At 62.3% G+C, this 20,132-nt stretch carries 19 protein-coding genes; 6 read left to right on the top strand and 13 right to left on the bottom strand.

The window, feature by feature from the left end:
- Nucleotides 1–269: 269 nt before the first annotated feature.
- From WS66_RS34730 to WS66_RS02040, 7 genes are all read right to left on the bottom strand, one after another.
- Entirely contained in the window at nucleotides 270–1,007 is a 738-nt protein-coding gene (locus WS66_RS34730) for an RHS repeat-associated core domain-containing protein (RefSeq protein WP_269467501.1), read from the bottom strand.
- A 1,930-nt stretch (nucleotides 1,008–2,937) separates the two neighbouring features.
- A complete protein-coding gene (locus WS66_RS34835; RefSeq protein WP_159086502.1) occupies nucleotides 2,938–3,366 on the bottom strand; it encodes an RHS repeat-associated core domain-containing protein in 429 nt (142 codons plus the stop codon).
- Nucleotides 3,351–3,521, bottom strand: coding sequence for an RHS domain-containing protein (locus WS66_RS34840; protein WP_082728792.1), 171 nt, complete (start codon nucleotides 3,519–3,521; stop codon nucleotides 3,351–3,353). Before WS66_RS34840 ends, WS66_RS34835 begins: the two co-directional genes overlap by 16 nt.
- Nucleotides 3,522–3,539: 18 nt before the next feature.
- Complete coding sequence (locus WS66_RS33510) at nucleotides 3,540–3,881, bottom strand: hypothetical protein (protein WP_159086503.1); 342 nt, start codon at nucleotides 3,879–3,881, stop codon at nucleotides 3,540–3,542.
- A 75-nt stretch (nucleotides 3,882–3,956) separates the two neighbouring features.
- Entirely contained in the window at nucleotides 3,957–8,750 is a 4,794-nt protein-coding gene (locus WS66_RS02030; protein WP_218928983.1) for an RHS repeat-associated core domain-containing protein, read from the bottom strand.
- A 362-nt stretch (nucleotides 8,751–9,112) separates the two neighbouring features.
- Entirely contained in the window at nucleotides 9,113–9,244 is a 132-nt protein-coding gene (locus WS66_RS34640; protein WP_257792071.1) for a hypothetical protein, read from the bottom strand.
- Between the two features lie 63 nt (nucleotides 9,245–9,307).
- Nucleotides 9,308–9,706, bottom strand: a complete 399-nt coding sequence (locus tag WS66_RS02040) for a nuclear transport factor 2 family protein (protein WP_059600305.1) — start codon at nucleotides 9,704–9,706, stop codon at nucleotides 9,308–9,310.
- A gap of 78 nt (nucleotides 9,707–9,784) precedes the next feature.
- Between WS66_RS02040 and WS66_RS02045 the strand changes: the two genes are divergently transcribed.
- The gene (locus tag WS66_RS02045; protein ID WP_059600304.1) at nucleotides 9,785–10,726 is read left to right on the top strand and encodes a LysR substrate-binding domain-containing protein; all 942 of its coding nucleotides are present in this window, start codon (nucleotides 9,785–9,787) and stop codon (nucleotides 10,724–10,726) included.
- A 28-nt stretch (nucleotides 10,727–10,754) separates the two neighbouring features.
- On the opposite strand, the gene WS66_RS02050 is transcribed toward WS66_RS02045, so the two are convergent.
- On the bottom strand, nucleotides 10,755–11,444 hold the full coding sequence (locus WS66_RS02050) for an aspartyl/asparaginyl beta-hydroxylase domain-containing protein (RefSeq protein WP_059600303.1): 690 nt from the start codon (nucleotides 11,442–11,444) through the stop codon (nucleotides 10,755–10,757).
- 204 nt (nucleotides 11,445–11,648) lie between these two features.
- On the opposite strand from WS66_RS02050, the gene WS66_RS02055 reads away from it, so the two are divergent.
- Complete coding sequence (locus WS66_RS02055) at nucleotides 11,649–11,993, top strand: DUF4148 domain-containing protein (RefSeq protein ID WP_059600302.1); 345 nt, start codon at nucleotides 11,649–11,651, stop codon at nucleotides 11,991–11,993.
- Between the two features lie 71 nt (nucleotides 11,994–12,064).
- Nucleotides 12,065–12,343, top strand: coding sequence for a DUF4148 domain-containing protein (locus tag WS66_RS02060; protein WP_059600341.1), 279 nt, complete (start codon nucleotides 12,065–12,067; stop codon nucleotides 12,341–12,343).
- Nucleotides 12,344–12,610: 267 nt separating this feature from the next.
- On the opposite strand, the gene WS66_RS02065 is transcribed toward WS66_RS02060, so the two are convergent.
- The 3 genes from WS66_RS02065 to WS66_RS02075 all read right to left on the bottom strand — a co-directional run bounded on the left by WS66_RS02065 (nucleotide 12,611) and on the right by WS66_RS02075 (nucleotide 15,316).
- Nucleotides 12,611–13,138, bottom strand: a complete 528-nt coding sequence (locus WS66_RS02065) for a cytochrome b (RefSeq protein ID WP_059600301.1) — start codon at nucleotides 13,136–13,138, stop codon at nucleotides 12,611–12,613.
- A gap of 70 nt (nucleotides 13,139–13,208) precedes the next feature.
- Nucleotides 13,209–14,660 (bottom strand): ATP-binding protein, encoded by a 1,452-nt coding sequence (locus WS66_RS02070; RefSeq protein ID WP_082728882.1) that lies wholly within the window; start codon nucleotides 14,658–14,660, stop codon nucleotides 13,209–13,211.
- Nucleotides 14,657–15,316 (bottom strand): response regulator, encoded by a 660-nt coding sequence (locus tag WS66_RS02075; protein WP_059600300.1) that lies wholly within the window; start codon nucleotides 15,314–15,316, stop codon nucleotides 14,657–14,659. Before WS66_RS02075 ends, WS66_RS02070 begins: the two co-directional genes overlap by 4 nt.
- A 231-nt stretch (nucleotides 15,317–15,547) precedes the next feature.
- Between WS66_RS02075 and WS66_RS02080 the strand changes: the two genes are divergently transcribed.
- From WS66_RS02080 to WS66_RS02090, 3 genes are all read left to right on the top strand, one after another.
- The gene (locus WS66_RS02080) at nucleotides 15,548–15,946 is read left to right on the top strand and encodes a hypothetical protein (RefSeq protein WP_159086504.1); all 399 of its coding nucleotides are present in this window, start codon (nucleotides 15,548–15,550) and stop codon (nucleotides 15,944–15,946) included.
- 68 nt (nucleotides 15,947–16,014) lie between these two features.
- Nucleotides 16,015–17,184 (top strand): bacteriohopanetetrol glucosamine biosynthesis glycosyltransferase HpnI, encoded by a 1,170-nt coding sequence (gene hpnI, locus WS66_RS02085; protein WP_059600298.1) that lies wholly within the window; start codon nucleotides 16,015–16,017, stop codon nucleotides 17,182–17,184.
- The gene (locus tag WS66_RS02090) at nucleotides 17,181–18,269 is read left to right on the top strand and encodes a lysylphosphatidylglycerol synthase domain-containing protein (protein WP_059600297.1); all 1,089 of its coding nucleotides are present in this window, start codon (nucleotides 17,181–17,183) and stop codon (nucleotides 18,267–18,269) included. The genes hpnI and WS66_RS02090 overlap by 4 nt, the downstream gene beginning before the upstream one ends.
- A 79-nt stretch (nucleotides 18,270–18,348) precedes the next feature.
- On the opposite strand, the gene denD is transcribed toward WS66_RS02090, so the two are convergent.
- Nucleotides 18,349–19,320, bottom strand: coding sequence for a D-erythronate dehydrogenase (denD, locus tag WS66_RS02095; RefSeq protein WP_059600296.1), 972 nt, complete (start codon nucleotides 19,318–19,320; stop codon nucleotides 18,349–18,351).
- A 28-nt stretch (nucleotides 19,321–19,348) separates the two neighbouring features.
- A complete protein-coding gene (gene otnI, locus WS66_RS02100) occupies nucleotides 19,349–20,125 on the bottom strand; it encodes a 2-oxo-tetronate isomerase (RefSeq protein ID WP_059600295.1) in 777 nt (258 codons plus the stop codon).
- Nucleotides 20,126–20,132 lie beyond the last annotated feature (7 nt).

The raw sequence follows: 20,132 nt of genomic DNA on the forward strand, positions 1-20,132 counted from the left end.
TCCCGATTCCAGTCGACCGCGATAACTACAAGGAGGCGCAACTGCGGCCCTTGATCATTAATTAATAGCACTCACATTTGTAGTCTACTATCGTATATTTCGGAGAAGCCGGCTTAGGCTCAATCAGTCGACCAAAGCGATTTGATTCCTTGCACATGCCGGCACACCGTCTCAGTTTTTCATTGTATGTTTCCTGATTCGAAGTTGTCCCTAAAGTTGCAATAAAACAAAAGGTGGCGATGGTTGCAACCATCAAAAATACAGGATCCTTAAATAGCCGAGTCATACGGAACCCACTCCGTGCAAGTAAATTTGCGACGATCAGACCAACCTTCTGGAACGATGCTTTGAGTTTGAAAATCCGGTTGACGTCTGCATTGCCTACCTGAATTGTCAGTCATCCCTAGCGGCGTGTCGCCAAAATATCCCTTCGCACAATATTGTTTGATGGTTGGCATACTCCACTGTACGTTAACTCCGACCCATTCCCCTGGAAGGACGGGAGAAGGGAACGCGAGATTGGAGACGTCACCATAGATACCTTTGATCGACGTGTTGCTTGAAAGAGTTGGCAGCGGTGGCTGCGCACTCGCGCGATAAAGGTTCCCCATCCCGAGTAATACGGGGCCGGTCTGAAGTCCAAGCGGGTCAATCCAGCTTATCGGATTCCATGCGTACTGATAGACGTTCAGGCCACCGGCCAGCTCAATCGGATCCTGTGTGATGTACCGCCCCACCTGTGGATCGTAGTACCGATACCGGTTGTAATGCAGCCCCGACTCATGGTCATGGTACTGCCCCTGGAAGCGGATGGGATTGGCGATCAGTGCCTTCCCCGACGCCTTTCTGATTGCCTCCTGCGCAACACCCCAGGCACGGTACTCCGCGCTCCATGCAATCTCGCTGTGCTCGTCCGTCAGTTCCTGCGGCGTGCCGAGTGGTACCACGCCAGGTTGTTGATGGCTGGTGCGGGCGGCGGCGGCAGGGCAGCCATAGCGGGTCTTCATCCTGCCGGTAGTAATCGCCGTACTCGGGCTGGTCGAGCAATTCGATGGCTTCCTCGCGCACCGCCTGCGTCGCCGGCACAAAGCTGCCGGGCCCGTAGACGTAGTGCGTGCGCCGAAGCCGTCCTCGTCGGCGATCTTGCTCTCCCACGCCAGCGTGTCGCCATCCCACCCGTACTTCCAGCAGGCATGCGCTCTTGACGGCAGTCTCCCGCAGCTTCTGTAAGCCTCCATCGGCCATGATCATACTCAATAACACTTACACGTGTAATTTGCGACGGTGTTCCTAGTCGAATTTGGAAACGGTGCCTCCAAGATCCCAAACATGCCGCGGTCGCCACAAGCCTTGAGGCATTGGCCCTCTCGCTCATTTATGTTTGGTTCGCTAAATTTTGCCAGGACAAACAGCACCGCCAAAGCAAAAAGAAGAACATATAAAAAAATCTTCGCCATTCGTTTCATTTCAATGCCTTTCTCGTGAAATGAATTCCCTCTTGTCCGTGCCTCTCGTTGAAAATTCCCGTTTTAAATGTTGTATTTTTTGGGAGTATAAAATTTTAATCATCGATTGCCTTGTCATTCTGAAATGCGTCACCCTCGTGATATCTTGAAGGGAAGTATCTATGTGGCTCCTGTCAAGGGAAGTGCCCTTTCCCCATCCATTGTCCTGGCGGAAGTGCGTTGGATGCGAAGGGAGGATCTGTAACATAGTTAAGTACGCCGCCAGGGTGGGGTTTCTCGTTGACGCCACAGACGGAGGAGCGTGGCGACCCAATTTACCTGTCCAACGTCACGGGCAGCTCACTGTGGTCCTGCGTTCTTTCACAAGTGCGCCGGGCAATCCTGGGTAAGCTAATTTAATGTGGAATTTAATAGCATTTGCACTCATAGTTAAGGGCAGTATGTCGCGGAGAATAACTAGCAGGAGCATTCAAGCGACCAAACATTCCGCGCTTGCCACAATCATCTATGCATCGCTGTCCGACATCCTGAAAGCTTGACATGCCGCATTTTGTCGCGACAAATACCATAACCAGCAAAGATAAGCCCGTATACAAAATAATCTTGATATAATTTTCCATGAGTTTGATTTGTGAAAGCTTTTGCTTTTTTGTGGGTAAGTTTTATAATATATTTCTATTTGATGAAAAATTGATCGTTCTTTTTGGCTAAATCAATAATTATCAGCCGCGCGAAGATCTTCTAACGGATCATCGCCATGGTAACCCTCGGTGCAATATGATTCAGGCATCGTCCATGCTATGTTTACGCTGACCCATTCGCCGAGGACTTGCTGAAGGGGTCAATGGAAATTGGATATCTCTCCCAATGCGCTTCCGTCGGTAGAGTTTTATGGTATTGATGGATTTGCGGGTATCGTTGTGATGCGGATTACCCATTCCGTGTGGCGCTGCCCAGTTTTCTGTAAACCGAGTAGGTCAATTCGGGTGTCAGTTTTTTTGATATTGGCATATGAGATTATGCTGATATTCAATTTGATCTGATCTTGCGATGTTGGTCTGCCGCGTTGGAGGATGAAATGGCGATGGCGGTTGTAGATGCATCTTCTTGTTTTGTCGTGTGGTTAGTAACAGCGGCATTCAAGGCTATTTGAAATCTTTCTTCCGTATTGGGGGTGGGTTGGCTCTAATTTCCCAAACATGCCTATCTTTTTGCATCTTTCAACGCAATTACGCCATTTTTCCTGGTAAGTTTGTTGCCCGCACATTGCGATAAAGAAAATAAATGAAGGCGCCAAAAAAGTAGTAAATAAATTTAACCTTACGATGCGCGGCATTACAGTCCTCCCAGTGCGGTGCGCGTAAATTTACGGGAATTATCTCCAAATACAGAATACGATTGATTGTAATGTTTGGGGCGTGCCTTGCAAGTAAGGCCGGAATCATCCGTCGACCTAAGATCTGAAAGAGGATCATCGCCATAGTAGCCCGCGGAACAATAGGGTTGCGGAGCATCTATAGGGATATTTACTCCAGGCCAAACACCCGCGTAGTACATCTGCTGGAATTGAGTTGTCGGAAATATCATTCAGTAGAAGTCTTGCTTGAGGATGGTGAGCAAGCGCAGGTCTCGGTGGTGTCGCATCAGCTTTGTATAAATGTCCCATCCCAAGGAGAACTGTCCCCCTCGCCTGAAGACCGAGCGGATCGACTCGCGCGACAGGATTACTTTGGCCGTATGCGTATAGATTGAGCCCGCCTCGTAAGCCAATTGGATCCAGGCTGATATACCGCGCCGCCTCCGGATCATAATGCCGACATCGGTTGTAATGCAGCCCCGACTCATGGTTATGGTATTGCCCCTGGAACCGGATGGGATTGGTGATCAGTGCCTTCCCCAATGCCTTGCGGATCGCCCCCTACGCGACGCCCAAGAACGGTACTCCGCGCTCCACGCAATCTCGCTCTGCTCGTCCGTCAGTTCCTGCGGTGGGCCAAGGTGATCGCACTGATACTTCTTTCTCCATCGACGGAGAACTAAATCTGACTCATTCAGCCGATCAAGACAAGTACATTAATCCTGAATCTGACCAGGAGGCTCTATCTGTGTGGCAAGATATTTATCAACCTCATCGGAGAGTTTGGTCTTTTCTCGTATCTCGGAAAGTGCGTGTTTGGTAACTAAAAACGGAACGTCATCGGGTAAAATTTTTACTTTAGGATTGCCAATGGCATCTGCCAAAATCATCGCGTACCCTCTGTTTTGTCCCTTAATCGGAAAGCCGACGACCGTTCTCTCGGTTTGCAGCGCCCCAGGCAGAAGAATGTAGGGTGCACTGTTCTCAACATCTCGATAGTTATACTCGACAGCTTGCACGATAGAGTACTCGTGTTTATTGATGGCTTCGTTCTTCATTCCGAGAAAGTCACACCCTCCAAGAATGGAGGCAATAAAGACCCATATATTTCTACGCCTGAGCATATGGACTCGCTATTTGTTGAAGATGAACATTTCTTCAGGAACTCCCGATCCCTTTGGGATGTCGATTATTGATATTGAGTTTCTGCGGGCGATTGCCCCGGTGTCTATGGGGAAAGGGCTCATATATGGAACAAAAATCGATGTAATGCCGCCTGCTTCAAGGGCATTTTGAGTTCGTGTTGCGCATGTGTCTCGGGCGGCTGCGCCTGGATTTTTAGTAGGGTCGGGGAGCGGCTTCCCTGTGTATCTTTTTATTTCATCCAGCATATGAGCCTCTTGCGCTGGCGTTGTCTTAATTATATATATCGTAGTATCTCGATACTTGGCTTGCTTTGCAAGATAATCAGTTACACTGCTTCCTTCTCGAGTTCCAGTGCCGAAACTATAGACTCCCTGACCAGTAAATCCAATTGCAACATGGCCAAACGGATTGCTTAATATGCCTCGACCATGAATAACAACAGTGTCCAGCCCCAGTGGGTCAAGTGAAGTTAGCGGATTCCCGCCCGCGTAGAGATAAAGATTGAGTCCTCCAGCAAAACCAAGCAGGTCTTTAGTTACATAACGAGCGCCGTGCGGATCATAGTACCGATGCCGGTTGTAGTGCAGCCCCGTCTCATGGTCATGGTACTGCCCCTGGAAGCGGATGGGATTGGCGATTGATGCCTTCCCCGAGGCCTTGCGGATCGCCTCCTGCGCAACGCCCCACGCGCGGTACTCCGCGCTCCACGCAATCTCGCTCTGCTCATCAGTCAGCTCCTGCGGCGTGCCGAGGTGATCGCACTGGTACCACGCCAGGCTGTCGATGGCTGGTGCGGGCGGCGGCGGCAACCACAGCGGGTCTTCATCCTGCCGGTAGTAGTCGCCGTACTCGGGCTGGTCGAGCAATTCGATGGCGTCGTCGCGCACCGCCTGCGCCACCGGCACGAAGCTGCCCGGCTCGTAGACGTAGTGCGTGGTGCGTGCGCCAAAGCCGTCCTCGTCGGCGATCTTGCTCTCCCAGGCCAGCGTGTCACCGTCCCAGCCGTACAGCGTGAAGCCACACTGAAGCTCGCGGTTGCGTTTCACACGCTCGGCGCGGTTCCAGTGTGGCCCCGCTTCGCTTCTTTCCTCGTAGTGCGCCTGGCTGTGCTTGGACAGGCGCCGGCCGAGGGCGTCGTAGGTGTAGTCGACCTTCAGGCAATCGTCTTCGTAGTGCGTAAGCCGGTCGAACAGATCCCAGGTGAAGCGGCCTTCCTTGCCGTTGTGCCAGCGCTGGGAGAGGTTGCCGCGCGCGTCGTACTGGTAATGGGTGCCTGCGTATTGCTTGAGCAGGTTGTCCAGCGCCTTGATGCGCGGCATGCGCTGGCGCTCGGCTTCGCGCTGCTCGGCCGGGTCGATCAGGTTGCTGGCCGGGTCGAAATCAAACGTCTCGTGGCCCAGCCGGCTTTGCGCTTCGAGCAAGCGGCCCACCGGGTCGTAGCGGTAGGCGAGCTGGCCGCGCCGCGTGTCGTTGATGTCGGTGAGTTGGCCGCTGGCGTCGTAGCGGTAGCGACGCACCAGCAGGCGGTTGCCACCTGCGGTGTGTGTGGGCGCAGGCGTGTCGCGCGCCAACACCTGCTCCCTCAAGCGTCCCATGGCGTCCCACTGCTGCGTTTGCAGCAGCCGGTTGCCTTGCAGGCGCGCGACTTCGCGATGCAGGTCGTCGCGCTCATAGCTGACCAGCTCGCGCTCGTCGAGCTGCAGCGCAAGCAGGTGGCCACTGCCGTAGGTGAGCCAGCTGACACGGTGGCCATCCGGGCGCACGGTGGCGATGCGCTGGTTCAGCGCATCGTATTCGTGCTGCCACACGCCCACCAGCGGCTGGCCCAAGCGGGTGTAGTGCTGGTGCTCGCGCACCAGGTTGCCGGCTGGGTCGTGGAACCATTGCAAGCGGCTGTCGGCGTTGCTGGCCAGCGCCAGGTTGCCGTTGAGGTCGTAGGCAAAGCGTTCGATCTGCCAGTCCTGCTCGCGCGGACTCGCGTCGCCGGTTTGCAGCGCAGCGCGCCGCTCGGTGAGGCGGCCCATCGGGTCGAAGGTGTAGGCGATGATGCGCTGCCCGTCGATGGCGCGCGCCAGCTTGCCGGTCGCCTCCTCGTACTCGTAGCGCGTGATGGCGTCGTCGAAGCCGGTTTCCGCCAGCAGACGGCCCACCGGGTCGTAGTGGAACTCGGCATCGCGCCCATTCTCGTTGCGCAGCGCGGTGAGTTGGCCGAGCTTGTCCCACTGGTAGCGCAGGGACTGGCCGGCAGCATCCACCCGCTTGGCCAGCAGCCCGGCCTCGGTGTAGTCCCATTCGGTGCGCCGGCCCAGCGCATCGATGTGGGTTAGCAGCCGGCCTTCGGCGTCGCGCTCGAAGTGTTCTTCGGTATCGTCCGGGTAGCGGATGGCGGCGAGCTGGCCGGCCTCGTGGCGGTAGCGGGTGACCTGGCCCGCTGCGTCGGTGAACTGCACAAGCTGGCCGAGCGCGTCGTAGGCCCATTCGCTGGCCTTGGCCGAGCAGTCCACGTAGCGAGTGAGCTGGCCGCTGCTGTTGTACTCGAACTGCCTGGTCTTGCCGCTGGCATCGATGATGCCGATCGGCAGGCCCATCAGGTTGTAGGCGTACTCGGTCTTGTTACCCAGCGGGTCGATGGCCTCCGTGAGCCGACCGCGGGTATCGTAGTCGCGCAGCCAGAGACCGCCTTCGGCGTCGCTGATCTTGATGAGCTGGTCTTTGCTATCCCACGCGTAATGCACGGTGGTGCCGTCCGCACGGATGTGCTCGAGCAGGTTGCCGTTCTCATCATGCGCAAAGCGATTGACATGACCTGCGCTGTCGATGTGTTGGACAACGTTCTTGGCACTGTCCCGGAAGAACCATTCCGAGCGCTGGTCCGGGTGAACAATGCGGTAGGTGTAACCAAGGCTGTCGTAGTAGTGCCGGGTCTCCTGGCCGTGAGCATCGATCACGTAGGTAAGGCGAATGTTCTCGTCCCATTCCAGGCGGGTGTCGAAGCTGCCGTCGTCGGCCCACTCGCGCACTGCTTTAGCATCCGCGCCCTCTCCCTGCCACACCAGGTTCATGCCGCGGCCGGTGCGGTCGGTATAACGGGTGATCAGGTGGTGCTGGTACTGGTACGTCCATGCGGCAGCGTTCTCGTCCTGTGCCAGCGTGAGGTCGCCCGCTTCGTCATAGCGGTACAGGCTGAGGCGGCGCAGGGGTTCGTGCTCGCCCATCAGCCACAGGCCGGTGATACGGCCCGCGTCGTCCACTAGGGTGCCCAGGTGGGTATGCGGCTGACTGGGATCGTCCTGGTAGGTGATCAGGTCCGACAGCACCGCGCGATTGCCAACGCGGTGGTCGTAGCCGAGCAGCATGCCGGCGCCGCCGCGCAGATCGATCCGCACCAGCAGGTAGCGGTCGCCGTGGCGCTGGTAGGTCTCGCGGCGTTCGTAGCCGCGACACAGCACCAACTCGTGATCGCGTACACGAACCAACGTGAGGTCCTCGATGCGATCTTCATGGAACTGTCCGACCTTGGGCAGCGGGTAGTCGTGGCTGCGCCCGTCAGCGCCGTGGTAGCGCAGGCCTTCGCCCCGCACGTCGAAGCGCGTGGTGTATGGCGTGATCCAGCGCGCGCCCAGCTCGCCATCGTCGAAGGCACCCAGGCTGGAGCGGTAGGTACGCGTCCAGGCGATGGTAAATGGGCCGGGTAGCGTGAAGTCGGTGTGGCTGAGTGTTTCGCTGCCCGTGGCAAAGCTGATGCTGCCGCCGGTGCCTGACGGCGCTCCGATCTTGCACACGTTGGCGTCTTGGTCGGCCGGGCGTTCTTTGACGCGTGCCTCAAGTGATTCGCCTGGATGGAGCGATCCAGCCCGGCTCGTCGTATCGGTCTTGACATTGGCGGCCAGGTAACGGCTCGGCCCTCGCGCTTCGAGCGACCGATGCAATCCGGCGACGATCCACCCGACACTACCTTGCGTCGACGGATTGGCCTGCGCGCGTACCTGGCTGGCCAAGAGCGCGGCGAACTGGCGCAGTAGCTGGGCGTTTGCGGCGATCTTGGGGCGCGTTTCTGTTGAAGGGCTTTGTGCCGGTGCGCTCTGGCTTGTGGTTGCGGCATCGCGCTGAAACTGAAGCGCCGCGTCATAGAGGTTGGAAAACGAGTCGGAGGGGTCGCGCCACGACTTCCCTGATTCGCTTTTGCCGGGCGCTGTACCGACAACGTTGTTCGCCTGAGTCAGGGTCTCCAGACCGCTGGCGAGATCCAGCACGAGGCTTTCGCCAAAGGTGGCGGCTTCATCCAGCAAACCGGGTAGCCTTTGTTGGGTCTGCTGTACAAAGTCGTCCAACTCGCCCCGAATGCTGCTGTTCAGATTGACCGTCAACGTGTTGAGCAGGGCCTCGCTGACCAGGGATTTTTCGCCAGTCAGTTCCTGTCGCGCAAGAAAAAGTGCAGGTCGCAGCGTCATGCGGGCAGGCGCGGTGGCCGGGGCCGGCATCAGACCGATCAGATTGATGCTTGCGATCGCCCAGTCCGAGGTATCACGGTCCTCGCGTGTGGTGAGGGTGACGATATCGCCCAGCAGGTCTGCCAGATTGAGGATGTTACGGACCGCTGGCAGATTGCCTGCAACGGTGCGCAGGCGATCCAGGGTCACTGCTCCGTCGGTGATTGCGCGCAGCCATTGGCCAAATGCATCGATGGTCAGCGCCACGTCACCCAGTTGGATCTGGTTGAGCGGAGCGACTGTGACGGGACGTGCGGAAGAGGCGGACGGTTCAGGTGCTTGGCTTGCCATCGGTGCTCCAGGAACTGAGCACCTACAACTACTGCCTCTAGTGAAGGAATGACTAGCAGCAGGCTCTCAGCATGTGGACGTACATGAAATTCTCCAGGCACAAGCGTGCGCAATTACTCGCGATTTGAATATAGGATCGATCTGAAAAGCCGTTCAGATGGGCGGCTAACTGTACAAAATTCATTTCAGCGCACAGCCATTCTCGTTGGCCGGGGGCGAAAAAAGGCGTGCGTCAGTAATGCTGGGGGGAGTCTAGGCCGGGTCCTGGACTGATATTGCGCATGGCGTAGGTCGGCTGATTCTGCGTCGTGAAGGGCGCACAAGGGGCAGCGGTTTTGCCATGGCCCGGCGCCAGTACCTGCTCACACCACAAGATTGCGCGCCGACGCCAGCCCGTCGATGTAGCCCAACCACGCCTGCAGCATCTTCCGCCGCTGGTCAACATATTCGGCCCGGTTGTAGACGTCGCGCACACCGCCGATGGTGTGATTCAACGCTTTCTCCACCCCGTCCGTGCCGGCGGCGCGACGACGTTGCTGCGTCGCGCAATGATCCGGCTAGGCATATTTGTCGCCGACGGTACTTCGCACCGGATGCGTGTCGTAGATGATGACCATGCGCTCGATGCGCGCGTCGTCGTCGAATTCGAAGACGTCGACGCACTCGAACCGCACCTCGGAGCCGTCCTTCAGTCCCCAGTCGTAGACGAAATAGCCGGTGGCCCGACGTGCGCCCGTCGTGCTGACGCAGATGTCGAGCGGCGTGATCCGGCTTTGTCCGGATGCCGCCGCGACTTTTTCGAAGAAGGGCCGCGGCGCCATCCAGCCGAGAAACGGCGAGAATATCCGTGCATCCGGCGCGAACAGCGCGCAGATATCGGCGACGTCGCCGCGTTCGAGTGCTTTCAGGTAGGTATCGACCTGCCGCGTGTATAGTGCGTCGGACGACGAGACCATGGTATTTCTCCGCTGATTGTTGACGAACCTGCCGCGACAGCCGCCGCGAACCGGTTCAACCACGATAGCGATGCCGAGATGACCGAACAAACGAATAATCCGCAACCCGGGTATGTCGCCCGCGCATATCCGCTGGCGGATCTGACCCGTGCGCTGCCGCCGCTGACGGCGTTCCAGGCGTTCGTCGCCGCCGCCGAACTCGGCAGTTTCAACCGGGCCGCCGAGCATCTGTGCCGGACCCAGGGTGCGGTGAGCCGTCAGGTGCAGCAACTGGAAGCGCACTACCGATGTGCGTTGTTCGTCCGTCATCCGTCGGGATTGACGCTGACCGGGGAAGGCAGCGCGTTGCTGACGGTGGCCGTCAACGTGCTCGCGCAACTGGCGCAACACGCGCATGCCCATGCGCATTCCGCGCCGACCCTGACGTTGCGCTTGCCTTCCACGTTCGCGATCCGGTGGCTGCTGTCGCGGCTCTCGGCCCTCAATCACGCGTTGCCGCGAACCGAATTACGTATTCACACGTCGGCAGACGACACACCGGATTTCACCGGCGCCGATTTCGATGCCATCGTCGTGCGCGGTACCGGAAACTGGCCAGGAATGGTGGTCGTGCCTTTATTCGACGAGTGCCTTACGCCGATGTGCACGCGCGACGCAGGCACGTCGTTGAAGTCGTTCGCCGATCTCGCGCATGCGACGCTGCTGCATCCCGCGCGCAATCGCGACGAATGGCGATGCTGGCTCGACGCCGTCGGCGCAACGCAGATCGACCCGGGAACCGGGCTCGTATTCGATACGCTCGAACTGACGCTGACGGCCGCGGCTCACGCACACGGCGTCGCGATCGGCGATCCGCGCATGGCGGCGGATCGGCTGGCGGCCGGCGCGCTGGTCGCGCCGTTTCCGGAGGTGGTGCGCAACGGTCTGGGTTACTACCTCGTCTACCCGGCGCAGCGCGCCGCGCAACCCGCGATTCAAGCGCTCGCGGAGGTTCTGACGCGTCTCGCGCGCGAGGATTGACCGCGAAGGGCGTGCGCCGTGCAGTTGGCTAAACTGGAATCGACCGCCCGCGAATCCTGATCCCGAGCCGCACGACGCCGATCACCGCATTCGACACCCACGTGAGCAAGCGCGGCATCCCGCGCCGTCGGATATCGAGCAGCAGCACGATCCGCACTTCGTCGCTGTCGTTCCATACCTCGTGCACGAACGTGTCGTCCCACAGCAGGAAATGTCCTTCGTCGAGCCGGTATTCATGACCGTCGACCTTCAGCACCGCGGCCGGCGTGCCGTCGGCGCGCTTCGGCATCGACAGCACGAGATAGCCGCGCAGGATGCCGCGAAACGGTCCGCGATGCGGCGGGATGTGTTTGCCTGGCGCGAGGAACGACAGCGACGCGGACAACACGTCCGGCGACGCCGCGACGATCGACGCGACGGTCGGGCAGCGCGACAGGTTGCGCGGGAACGGCTGGCCGTAAGCCTGCATGATGAACATCCGCCAGTCGCGCGCATCGTTGGCCGAGATGTCGTGCTGTTCGCGCATGATCTCGTGGAAACGCGGGATGCGCGGCAGGTCGCGCGCGACGGCGAGCGCTTCCGCGCGAATGGCCGGCCACGCGCGGACGAATCGCTCGGCGTCGGGGAACATGGCCGAATCGAGCACGGCACCGCTGTCGATATGACGGTCGAACAGTGCGCGAAGCAGGCCGGCTGCATAGTCGTAAGCGACGGACATGATCGAGGCGCGATCCACAAGGTGTCGTCAGTCTGCCCCACGCGCGGTGGGGCTTGCGTTACGTCAGGTTACGCCGGCTGACGAAAGAATGACAGCTCGATGAACGTCCGGCACAAGCGGTTCGCCATTCCGGGAATAAACGGACACCCAGCGTCGTCATACGGGTGTAGCACGTCGTCTCGTTGACTTCTCAAGGAGTGGAACATGAACACGCATTGGCTGGTGGCCGCCGCCGTGGCGGCGATTTCTCTCGCGGGTATCGCGCCGCAAGCGTCGGCACAGGCACTGACGCGCGCGCAGGTCAGGCAGCAACTGATCGACGCCGAAAACAACGGGCTGCGCTTCGTGACCGATACGTCGTATCCGGACGTGAGCCCGCTGTTCCAGCAGCAAGCCGAACAGATGCCTCGGCACCAGGCCGAAACGGCGGTCGGCAGCGATCCGGCCGCGACTTCGGATGCGGGAAGGCCGACGGTACTGCCGTCGCGTCCGCGTTCGGCCGCGTGCGTGGGCCCCGAGAGCTTCTGCACGCCGTATTTCGGAAGCTGACGTAGCGGACTGCCGCGGCCGGCCCGAAATCCACGAAGGTTGATCGGCGCGCAAGATTGAAGGAGTTGATGATGAAAACATGTATCGCACTACTGATGATGATCGGCGTGATATCCGGTCAAGTTGCATTCGCGCAATCGAATGCGCCGCTCACACGCGCCCAGGTTCGCGAGGAACTGATTCGTCTGGAAGCGGCGGGCTACGATCCGTCGAAGGGGGACGACGGCGAATATCCCGCGGACATTCAGGCCGCGCTGGCGAAGCTCGCCGAGCAGGATCGGGCGAGGATGGCGGCGTTGCCCGCCGCGCCGGCGCCGGCTTCCGTCATGCCGGTGCAGACCGACAACTAGGTGTCGACATGTACGTGTGTGTCTTCAGGCCGACGTGTTCGCGGTACGGCGATACGCATGCCGTTCGCGGCACGCGGCCTGGCCGAATTGCGCGGACGGCGAGGCCGTCGATCGCGCGCCGCTTCGCGCGGCGCCGCGATCAGCTCGTTGCCCGATTCCGATGGGCGCGCAGGTGGATTGCAGGATGAGCCGCGATGCAGGCGAGCGCGCGATCGGCCATTGCGGGGTATCTGCCCGTGACGGTGCGCAAGGGGGCAGGTGGCGAGATTACCAGAGCATCATCCGTTGCATGACCCTGTCGCGCAGGACGAAACGATGCGCGACCGCGGCCGAGACGTGAAGGCAGATGCCGCCGAACAGTGCCCACGCGAGGATGCCGTGCACATCGCCCATCGCGTGCCCGAATCCCGAGCCGGCCGCCGACAGCGCCGGCAACGGGACGACGCCGAACAGCGTCACGGCCCATGCGCGCGACGACGCATTGATCCAGCCGAGCAACGGCACCGCGATCAGCAGTGCATAGAGCCCGAAGTGCGTCGCGCCGGACACCGCGCGCATCGCGGGCGACAGTTCGTCGGCGGGTGGGCGATGCGTCACGCGCCATAGCACGCGGCAAGCCATTGCGGCAAGCAGCGCGGTGCCCACGATCAGGTGCGCGGCGATCAGGCCGACCGGTTGAGTATCGCGATGCACGTCGGGCATCGTCCAGCCGATTGCATACTGCGCGACGACCAACGCCACGATCAGCCAGTGAAGAAGGCGTGCGACTGCGTCGTATCGGGCGGTTGTAGACATAAAAGCTCCTGGCAAGCGGATGAGGACCGTATCTTCCGGCGGATTTTACGGCCGAATCCTTAACGAGACGTTAAGCGTGCGGCCGCGCAGCGACTTCGCCCGATAACGCCTGCGTGCCATCGATCCGAGAGGATTCAGCCGACGGCAACGCGATCGTGACGCCGAGGCCGCGGCCGCCGATGCCGGGCCCGAACTGCACGGTTCCGCCGAAGTATTGCGCGATGCGCTGGACGATCGACAGCCCGAGTCCGCTGCCGGGCAACTGCGTGCCGACGCCGCGATAGAAACGATCACCGAGCCGCTCGTGCTCGCCCGGGGCGACGCCGGGCCCGTCGTCGCGCACGACGATGCGCTGCGCGGTGCCGTCGTCGTGTACGTCGATTTCGATGCGGCCACCTTGCCGGCCGTACTTGACCGCGTTGTCGAGCAGATTGTCGAGCAGGTTGCCGAGCAGGATCGGATCGGCCAGGATCGCTCGCCCGGGCGTGCCGGTGGCGACGATGTCGATGAAGTGATCCGACGCCTTCGCGAGATGTCGCTCGATGGCCGCGTCGACCAGTTCGCGGACGACGACGGCGCGCACCGGAATGCGTTCGTATTCGTCGAGTCGCGCGAGCAGCAGCAACTGTTCGGCGAGACGCGCGCTGCGATCGACGCCTTGCACCACGCGCTGCATGGCGAGCTGCTTGCGCACCGGATCGTCGGTCGCGAGCGCCACCTGGGCCTGCACCTTGATCGCAGCCAGCGGCGTCTTGAGTTCGTGCGCCGCGTCGGACGTGAATGCCCGCTCGCGCACGATGGATTGCCGCAGTCTGGCGAGCAGGCGGTCGATCGCGTCGACCAGCGTGCGGACTTCTTCCGGGACGGTCGTGACGGCGAGCGGTTCGAGCGAGCGCGCATCGCGCGCGCCGATCTGCGTCGACAGCGTTTTCAGCGGTGCGAGACTGCGCCCGATCAGGTACCAGAGCAGCAACGCCAGCACCGGGAGCGCGAGGATCAGCGGCCAGACGATGCCGCGCGCGATGCCCGTCGCGAGATCGCTGCGCGTGTTGGCCGGCTCCATCACCCGTATCCATCGCCCCGACACGTCGTTGCGCAGCGTGTGCGTGCGCCATTGCGTGCCGCGTACGACGATCGTTGCGGGGGTGTCGCTTCGGCCCGCTGCATCGGGCTGGCCGGGGGCGTCGACCGGAAGGCTCGACGCAACGACGTTGCTCTGAGCGTCGCGGACTTCGAACAGCACGTCGCGCGGCTGACGATCGCCGTCGTTGTCTCGGGTCGCGGCCGACGTGCCGTGCGCCAGTTCGATGCGCGCGTCGGGCGGGAAGCGGGCGAGGCGCTCGAGGTCGGCCGGTGCAAGATCGACGAGCAGCGACGCATACTCGACGAGACGGGCGTCTTCCCATTCGCCGATCTCGCGTGTCGCGTGCCGGAAGCTTCCGAACACGGCGACGATCCACACGACGGTCACGCAGCCGAGCGCCATCGACGAAACGCGGCGTCGTATCGAGCGCGAGGTCATGGTTTGTCGACGACGTAGCCGATGCCCCGCACCGTCCGGATCAGTTCCGCGCCGAGTTTCTTGCGCAGGTTCGAGATGTGAACCTCGATCGCATTGCTTTCGATGCCTTCCTGCCATCCATACAGGCCGTCCTCGAGACGCGCCCGCGACTGGGGCATGCCCGCACGACTGACGAGCTGAACGAGGATGGTCCATTCGCGTGACGTCAGCGCAATGCGCGCGGCATCGCGTGTCACCGTCTGGGTGGTCAGGTCGATCGTGATGTCGCGCCACACGATCTCGTCGCCGGCGCGGCCCTGGGAGCGCCGCACGAGCGCGCGACAGCGGGCGAGCACCTCGGATAGCTCGAACGGTTTCGCGAGATAGTCGTCGGCGCCATCGTCGAGGCCGCGGACCCGATCGGCCACGGTGCCGCGCGCGGTCAGGACGAGCACCGGCGTGGTATCGCCCGCGTCCCGCATCGCACGCAGCAGTTCCGTTCCCGATTTGCCGGGCAAGCCGAGATCGAGGACGACGAGCGCGAAGCGCGTCGTCGCGAGCGCGGCGGCGGCGGCATGACCGTCGCGCAGCCAGTCGACCTGGTAACCGGCCTGACTCAGGCTGATTTCGAGGCCGCTGCCGATCAGGTCGTCGTCTTCGACAAGGAGGAGTCGCATGGTCGATTCGTGTGCAGATACGTGCAATTGTACGAGCCCGACTGTGCGCGCCGTGCAACGGATTGTAATTGCGTTCCCTCAAATATCGCCCGATTCTGAAGAACGCTTAAGGTTCGGCACCGGCATTCCCGCTACCATCGCCCACAACATTTCTCGGGACGATCTCCGCTTCCCCTGATCCCGAACCGGGTTCGGCGCGTCCGGCACGCGCTTGCCCGTCCACCCGCGACCATGTCGATCGACGCACGATCGATGCGGGCCGTCCGCACGGGAGGTTCATTCCTGATGGCACCCTCGACGATCGAGCGATGGCGCGCCTACCTGTTGATCGCCGCGCTCGCCGGTATGTTCATTCAGTGTTTCGTGCTGGTTTCGTTGTTTGCGCTGCGCGTACCCGAAGCGTTTTTCACGACGATGACATTCCGCATGTGGACCGTCGTCGCGGTCGCGACCGCGATCCTGTCAGCCCGTAAGGTGGCCGACGCGGCGTTCAGGGCCGCGGACGTTTGCGGCGATGTGCGCGTGTCCGGAATCGATCGCCGCACGGTAGTCGTGTCATCTGATTGCGCGTACCGTTGGTTGATCGTCCTGCATATCCGGCTCAACGGGAATCGATACGGCGGCGTGTAAGGGTGAGCGCGTGTTCGCGCGTTCCGGCCCCGGGCGTCGCGGTCACTGGGCCACCACTGGGGAGAAGCATGGTATTGCTGCATGTGCTGTACGCGCTGGCCGGCGCGATGTCGATCGCCTGCGGGTTGGGCGTGTTGCTCGGCATTGCCTACACTGTCACGGCCAGCGTGCTCGTCGGCCGGTTCTTTTCGCGCGCGCGGGTGATGCCCCGCGATTATCCGGGCGTCACCGTCGCGAAACCGCTGCACGGCGACGAATGGAATCTCGTACAGCATCTTGAAAGCTTCTTCGTCCAGGATTATCCGGGGCCGGTACAGCATCTGTTCGGGGTGCACGATGCGGGCGACTCGGCGCTCGCGGCCGTCGAGACGCTGCGCGCGCGCTATCCGGGCGCGAACATCAAGGTCGTTGCCGATGCGCGGTTGTACGGGCCGAACCGCAAGATCGCGAATCTCGTCAACATGCTCGAACATGCGGAGCATTCGGTGCTGTGTCTCGCTGACAGCGATGTGCTGGTCGAGCGCGATTATCTGCGCGCCGTCGTCGGCGCGCTACAGCAGCCGGAAGTCGGCATCGTGACGAGCGTGTATCGCGGCATCGCGTCGCCGGGCTTCTGGCCCGGTGTCGCCGTCGCGATGACGAACTACCATTTCCTGCCGGGCGTCATTACCGGGCTTTTCATCGGGCGCGCCCGTCCGTGCTTTGGCCAGACGATTGCGATCACGCGCGCAACGCTCGAACGCATCGGCGGGCTCGCGCGTTTCGCGCATCACCTGGCCGAGGATCACGCGCTCGGCGAAGCGGTGCGGCAGGTCGGCGCGCAGGTCGTCGTCCCGTCGTTCGTCGTCGGACATGCCTGTGTCGAAGAGACCTTCGCCAGCCTGTACGCGCACGAATTGCGCTGGAGCTGCACGATTCGCGCGGCGGACCGGCTCGGTCACGCCGGGTCGGTGCTGATGCACCCGGTGCCGCTCGCGCTGCTGGCCGTGCTGTTCTCCGGCGGCACGCGCGCCGCCTGCTGGCTGACGGTCGCGGCGCTCGCCGCGCGGGCGCTGCTGATGCTGAAAACGAGCCGTGCGACCAGTGCCGGGCTGCGCGGTGCCCTCTGGCTGCCGTTCGTCGATCTGCTGCAGTTCCTGGTGTTCGTGTCGAGCTTCTTCTCGTCGCACGTCGTCTGGCGCGGCACGCGCTTTCGCGTCGATCGCGAGGGCTTGCTGTCGCCGGCAGGGAAATCATGATGCACGACACGCATTTCGATGTCGAAGGCGCGGACCGGCGGTCCGCGCGTCGCGACGCACGGCTGCGGCATGTGGGGCGCGCGGCGGCGCTGGCCGGGCTGGTGCTTGCGGTGTGGCTGATCTGGCGCGAACATCCGCTGGAGATCCTGCACCGGTTGCGGATCGCCGGCGCCGGGTTGCTGATCGCCGCGCTGGCCCACATCCTGCCGATGCTCGCGAATGCGTGGGACTGGCGGCTGCTGATCCGTGGCCCGCGCCGGCCGTCGTTCGCGACGATGCTCAAGCTCGTGTGGATCCGCGAATCGATCAACGGGCTGTTGCCGGTCGCGCGGATCGGCGGCGAGATCGTGTCGTTCAGCCTGCTGCGGCAGGCGGGCGTGCGCCCGGCGACCGCCGTGGCGAGCCTCGTCGCGGACATGCAACTGACGCTGATCAGCCAGCTGGTGTTCGCGCTGGTCGCGATCGGCTACGTGCTCGAACACGTGTCGTCCGACGCCGCGCAGGTGGCCGCGCGCCTCGCCATCGGCATGGCGGCGCTCGTGCCGGTGTTGCTGCTGTTCGCGCTGGTTCAGCACGCGCGTCCGTTCGAGCGCGCGATGCGCGTGGTCAACCGCGTCACGAGCGGCAAGGTGGTAGCGCTGGTCGGCGAATCGGCACGCACCGATCAGTCGATCCGGATGATCTGGAGAAAGACGGGTATCGTCGTCCGCTATCTGGCGATCTGGCAGACGCTGCAATTTGTCGGCTATGCGCTGGAAATCTGGCTCGCGCTGCGTTTCCTCGGCGCCGATCCTACATTCGCGCAGGCGCTCGCGATCGAAGCGCTGATCCAGCTCCTGAGCAGCATCGCGTTCCTGATGCCGGGCGGATTGGGCGTGCAGGAGGGCGGGTTCGTGCTGATCGGCGGGCTGCTCGGGTTCGACGCGACGACTTGCCTGGCGCTCGCCGGCGCGCGGCGCGTGCGCGACTTGCTGTTCTATCTGCCGGGCTTGCTGGCATGGCAGCATGCGGCCGGCGCGGCGCGCTCGCCGTACGAGGCGAAGCGCGCATCGATGCCCGTCGGGGAGTCCGCCGGGCCGCGCTGATGCGGCCCGACGTTGCCTGCCAGCCGGGCGGGAAGCGGCTCGCCGACGCGGCCGCGTGCCCCGCCGGGCGGCGCGGCCATCAACGCTGCTCGTCGGCGATGTAGCTGCGGATCACGTCCGCGAACGACGTGTCGCCCTTCAGTCCGAGCGCTTCTGCGCGCGCCGTGTCCCAGCGGCCCGGCCAGCTGCCTACGATCTTCTCGATGCGTTCGTCCGGCGCATGGCGAATCAGCTTCACGATGTCGTCGCCCGCGACTTCGCGCAGCGCCGCGATCATTTCGTCGACCGATACCGACAGGCCGGGCAGGTTGATCACGCGCTTGTTGCCGAGCTTCTCGCTGTCGATTTCGCAACCCGCGACGAGCGCGTCGATCGCGCCGCGCGGCGACAGCAGCCACAGCCGCGTCGAACCGGGCACCGGGCATACGCTTTCCTCGCCGTTCAGCGGTTCGCGGATGATACCGCTCGCGAACGACGACGCGGCCGCGTTCGGGCGACCCGGCCGCACGCTGATGGTCGGCAGCCGCAGCACGCGGCCGTCGACGAAGCCGCGCCGTGCGTAGTCGCACAGCAGCAGTTCGGCGATCGCCTTTTCCGCGCCGTACGACGATTGCGGATTCAGCGCGGTGTCGTCCTGCACGACGTCGGGCAACACGCCGCCGTAGACGGCCACCGAGCTCGTGAACACGACGCGCGGACGATGGCCGCGTGCGCGGCACACTTCAAGCAGCGTGCGCGACGCGTCGAGATTGATCCGCATGCCGAGATCGAAATCGGCTTCGGCCTGCCCGCTGACGATCGCCGCGAGATGGAAGATCGCGCCCGTCTGCGCGTCGATCGCGCTTTCGAGCACCGTGTGATCGGCGATGTCGCCGACGATCGATGTCACGCGGGCGTCGCCGAAATCGCTGCCCTTGACGACGTCGAGCAGCACCAACTCGTCGATCTTGCCGGTCCGGCCGTCGGGGCCGGTCAGTTCGCCGCGCGCGAGCAGCTTGCGCGCGAGACGCTGGCCGAGAAAGCCGGCGCCGCCGGTGATCAGTACTTTCATGTTGTGAGCCCTCTTCGAAATGCCTGGATTACAGATAAGGCTTGAGCCAGCCAAGCCCTTCGGACGTGCCGGCCTTCGGGCGATACTCGCAGCCGATCCAGCCGTCGTAGCCGAGCGCGTCGATCAGCGCGAACAGATACGGGTAGTTGAGTTCGCCGATGTCCGGCTCGTGACGCTCGGGCACGCCGGCGATCTGGATGTGGCCGATGCCCGCGAAATCGCGCTTGAGCTTCATCGCAAGGTCGCCCTCGACGATCTGGCAGTGATAGCAGTCGAACTGCACCTTCAGGTTCGGCGCGCCGACTTCCGCGCGGATGTCATGCGCATCGTCCTGGCGGCTCAGGAAATAGCCGGGCATGTCGCGCTGGTTGATCGGCTCGATCAGAATCGTCATGCCATGCGCGTCCGCCGCCTGCGCCGCATGCCGCAGGTTTGCCACGTAGGTATCGCGATGGCGCGCGCGGTCGGCGCCCGGCGCGACCATCCCGGCCATCACGTGCAGCTTCTTGTTGCCGAGCACGCGCGCATAGTCGAGCGCCTGGTCGATGCCGCGCCGGAACTCGTCCTCGCGGCCCGGCAGCGACGCGATCCCGCGTTCGCCGGCGGCCCAGTCGCCGGGCGGCGCGTTGAACAGCGCCTGCTCGAGGTTGTGCGCGTCGAGGCGTGCGCGGATGTCCTCGGCGGCGAAGTCGTACGGGAACAGGTACTCGACGGCCTTGAAGCCGTCGTACGAGGCAGCGGCGAAGCGTTCGAGGAACGCGTGCTCGGTGTACATCATCGAGAGGTTGGCGGCGAAGCGGGGCATGGCAGCG

Source organism: Burkholderia sp. LA-2-3-30-S1-D2, from assembly GCF_001523915.2.
Taxonomy (GTDB): Bacteria; Pseudomonadota; Gammaproteobacteria; order Burkholderiales; family Burkholderiaceae; genus Burkholderia; species Burkholderia diffusa.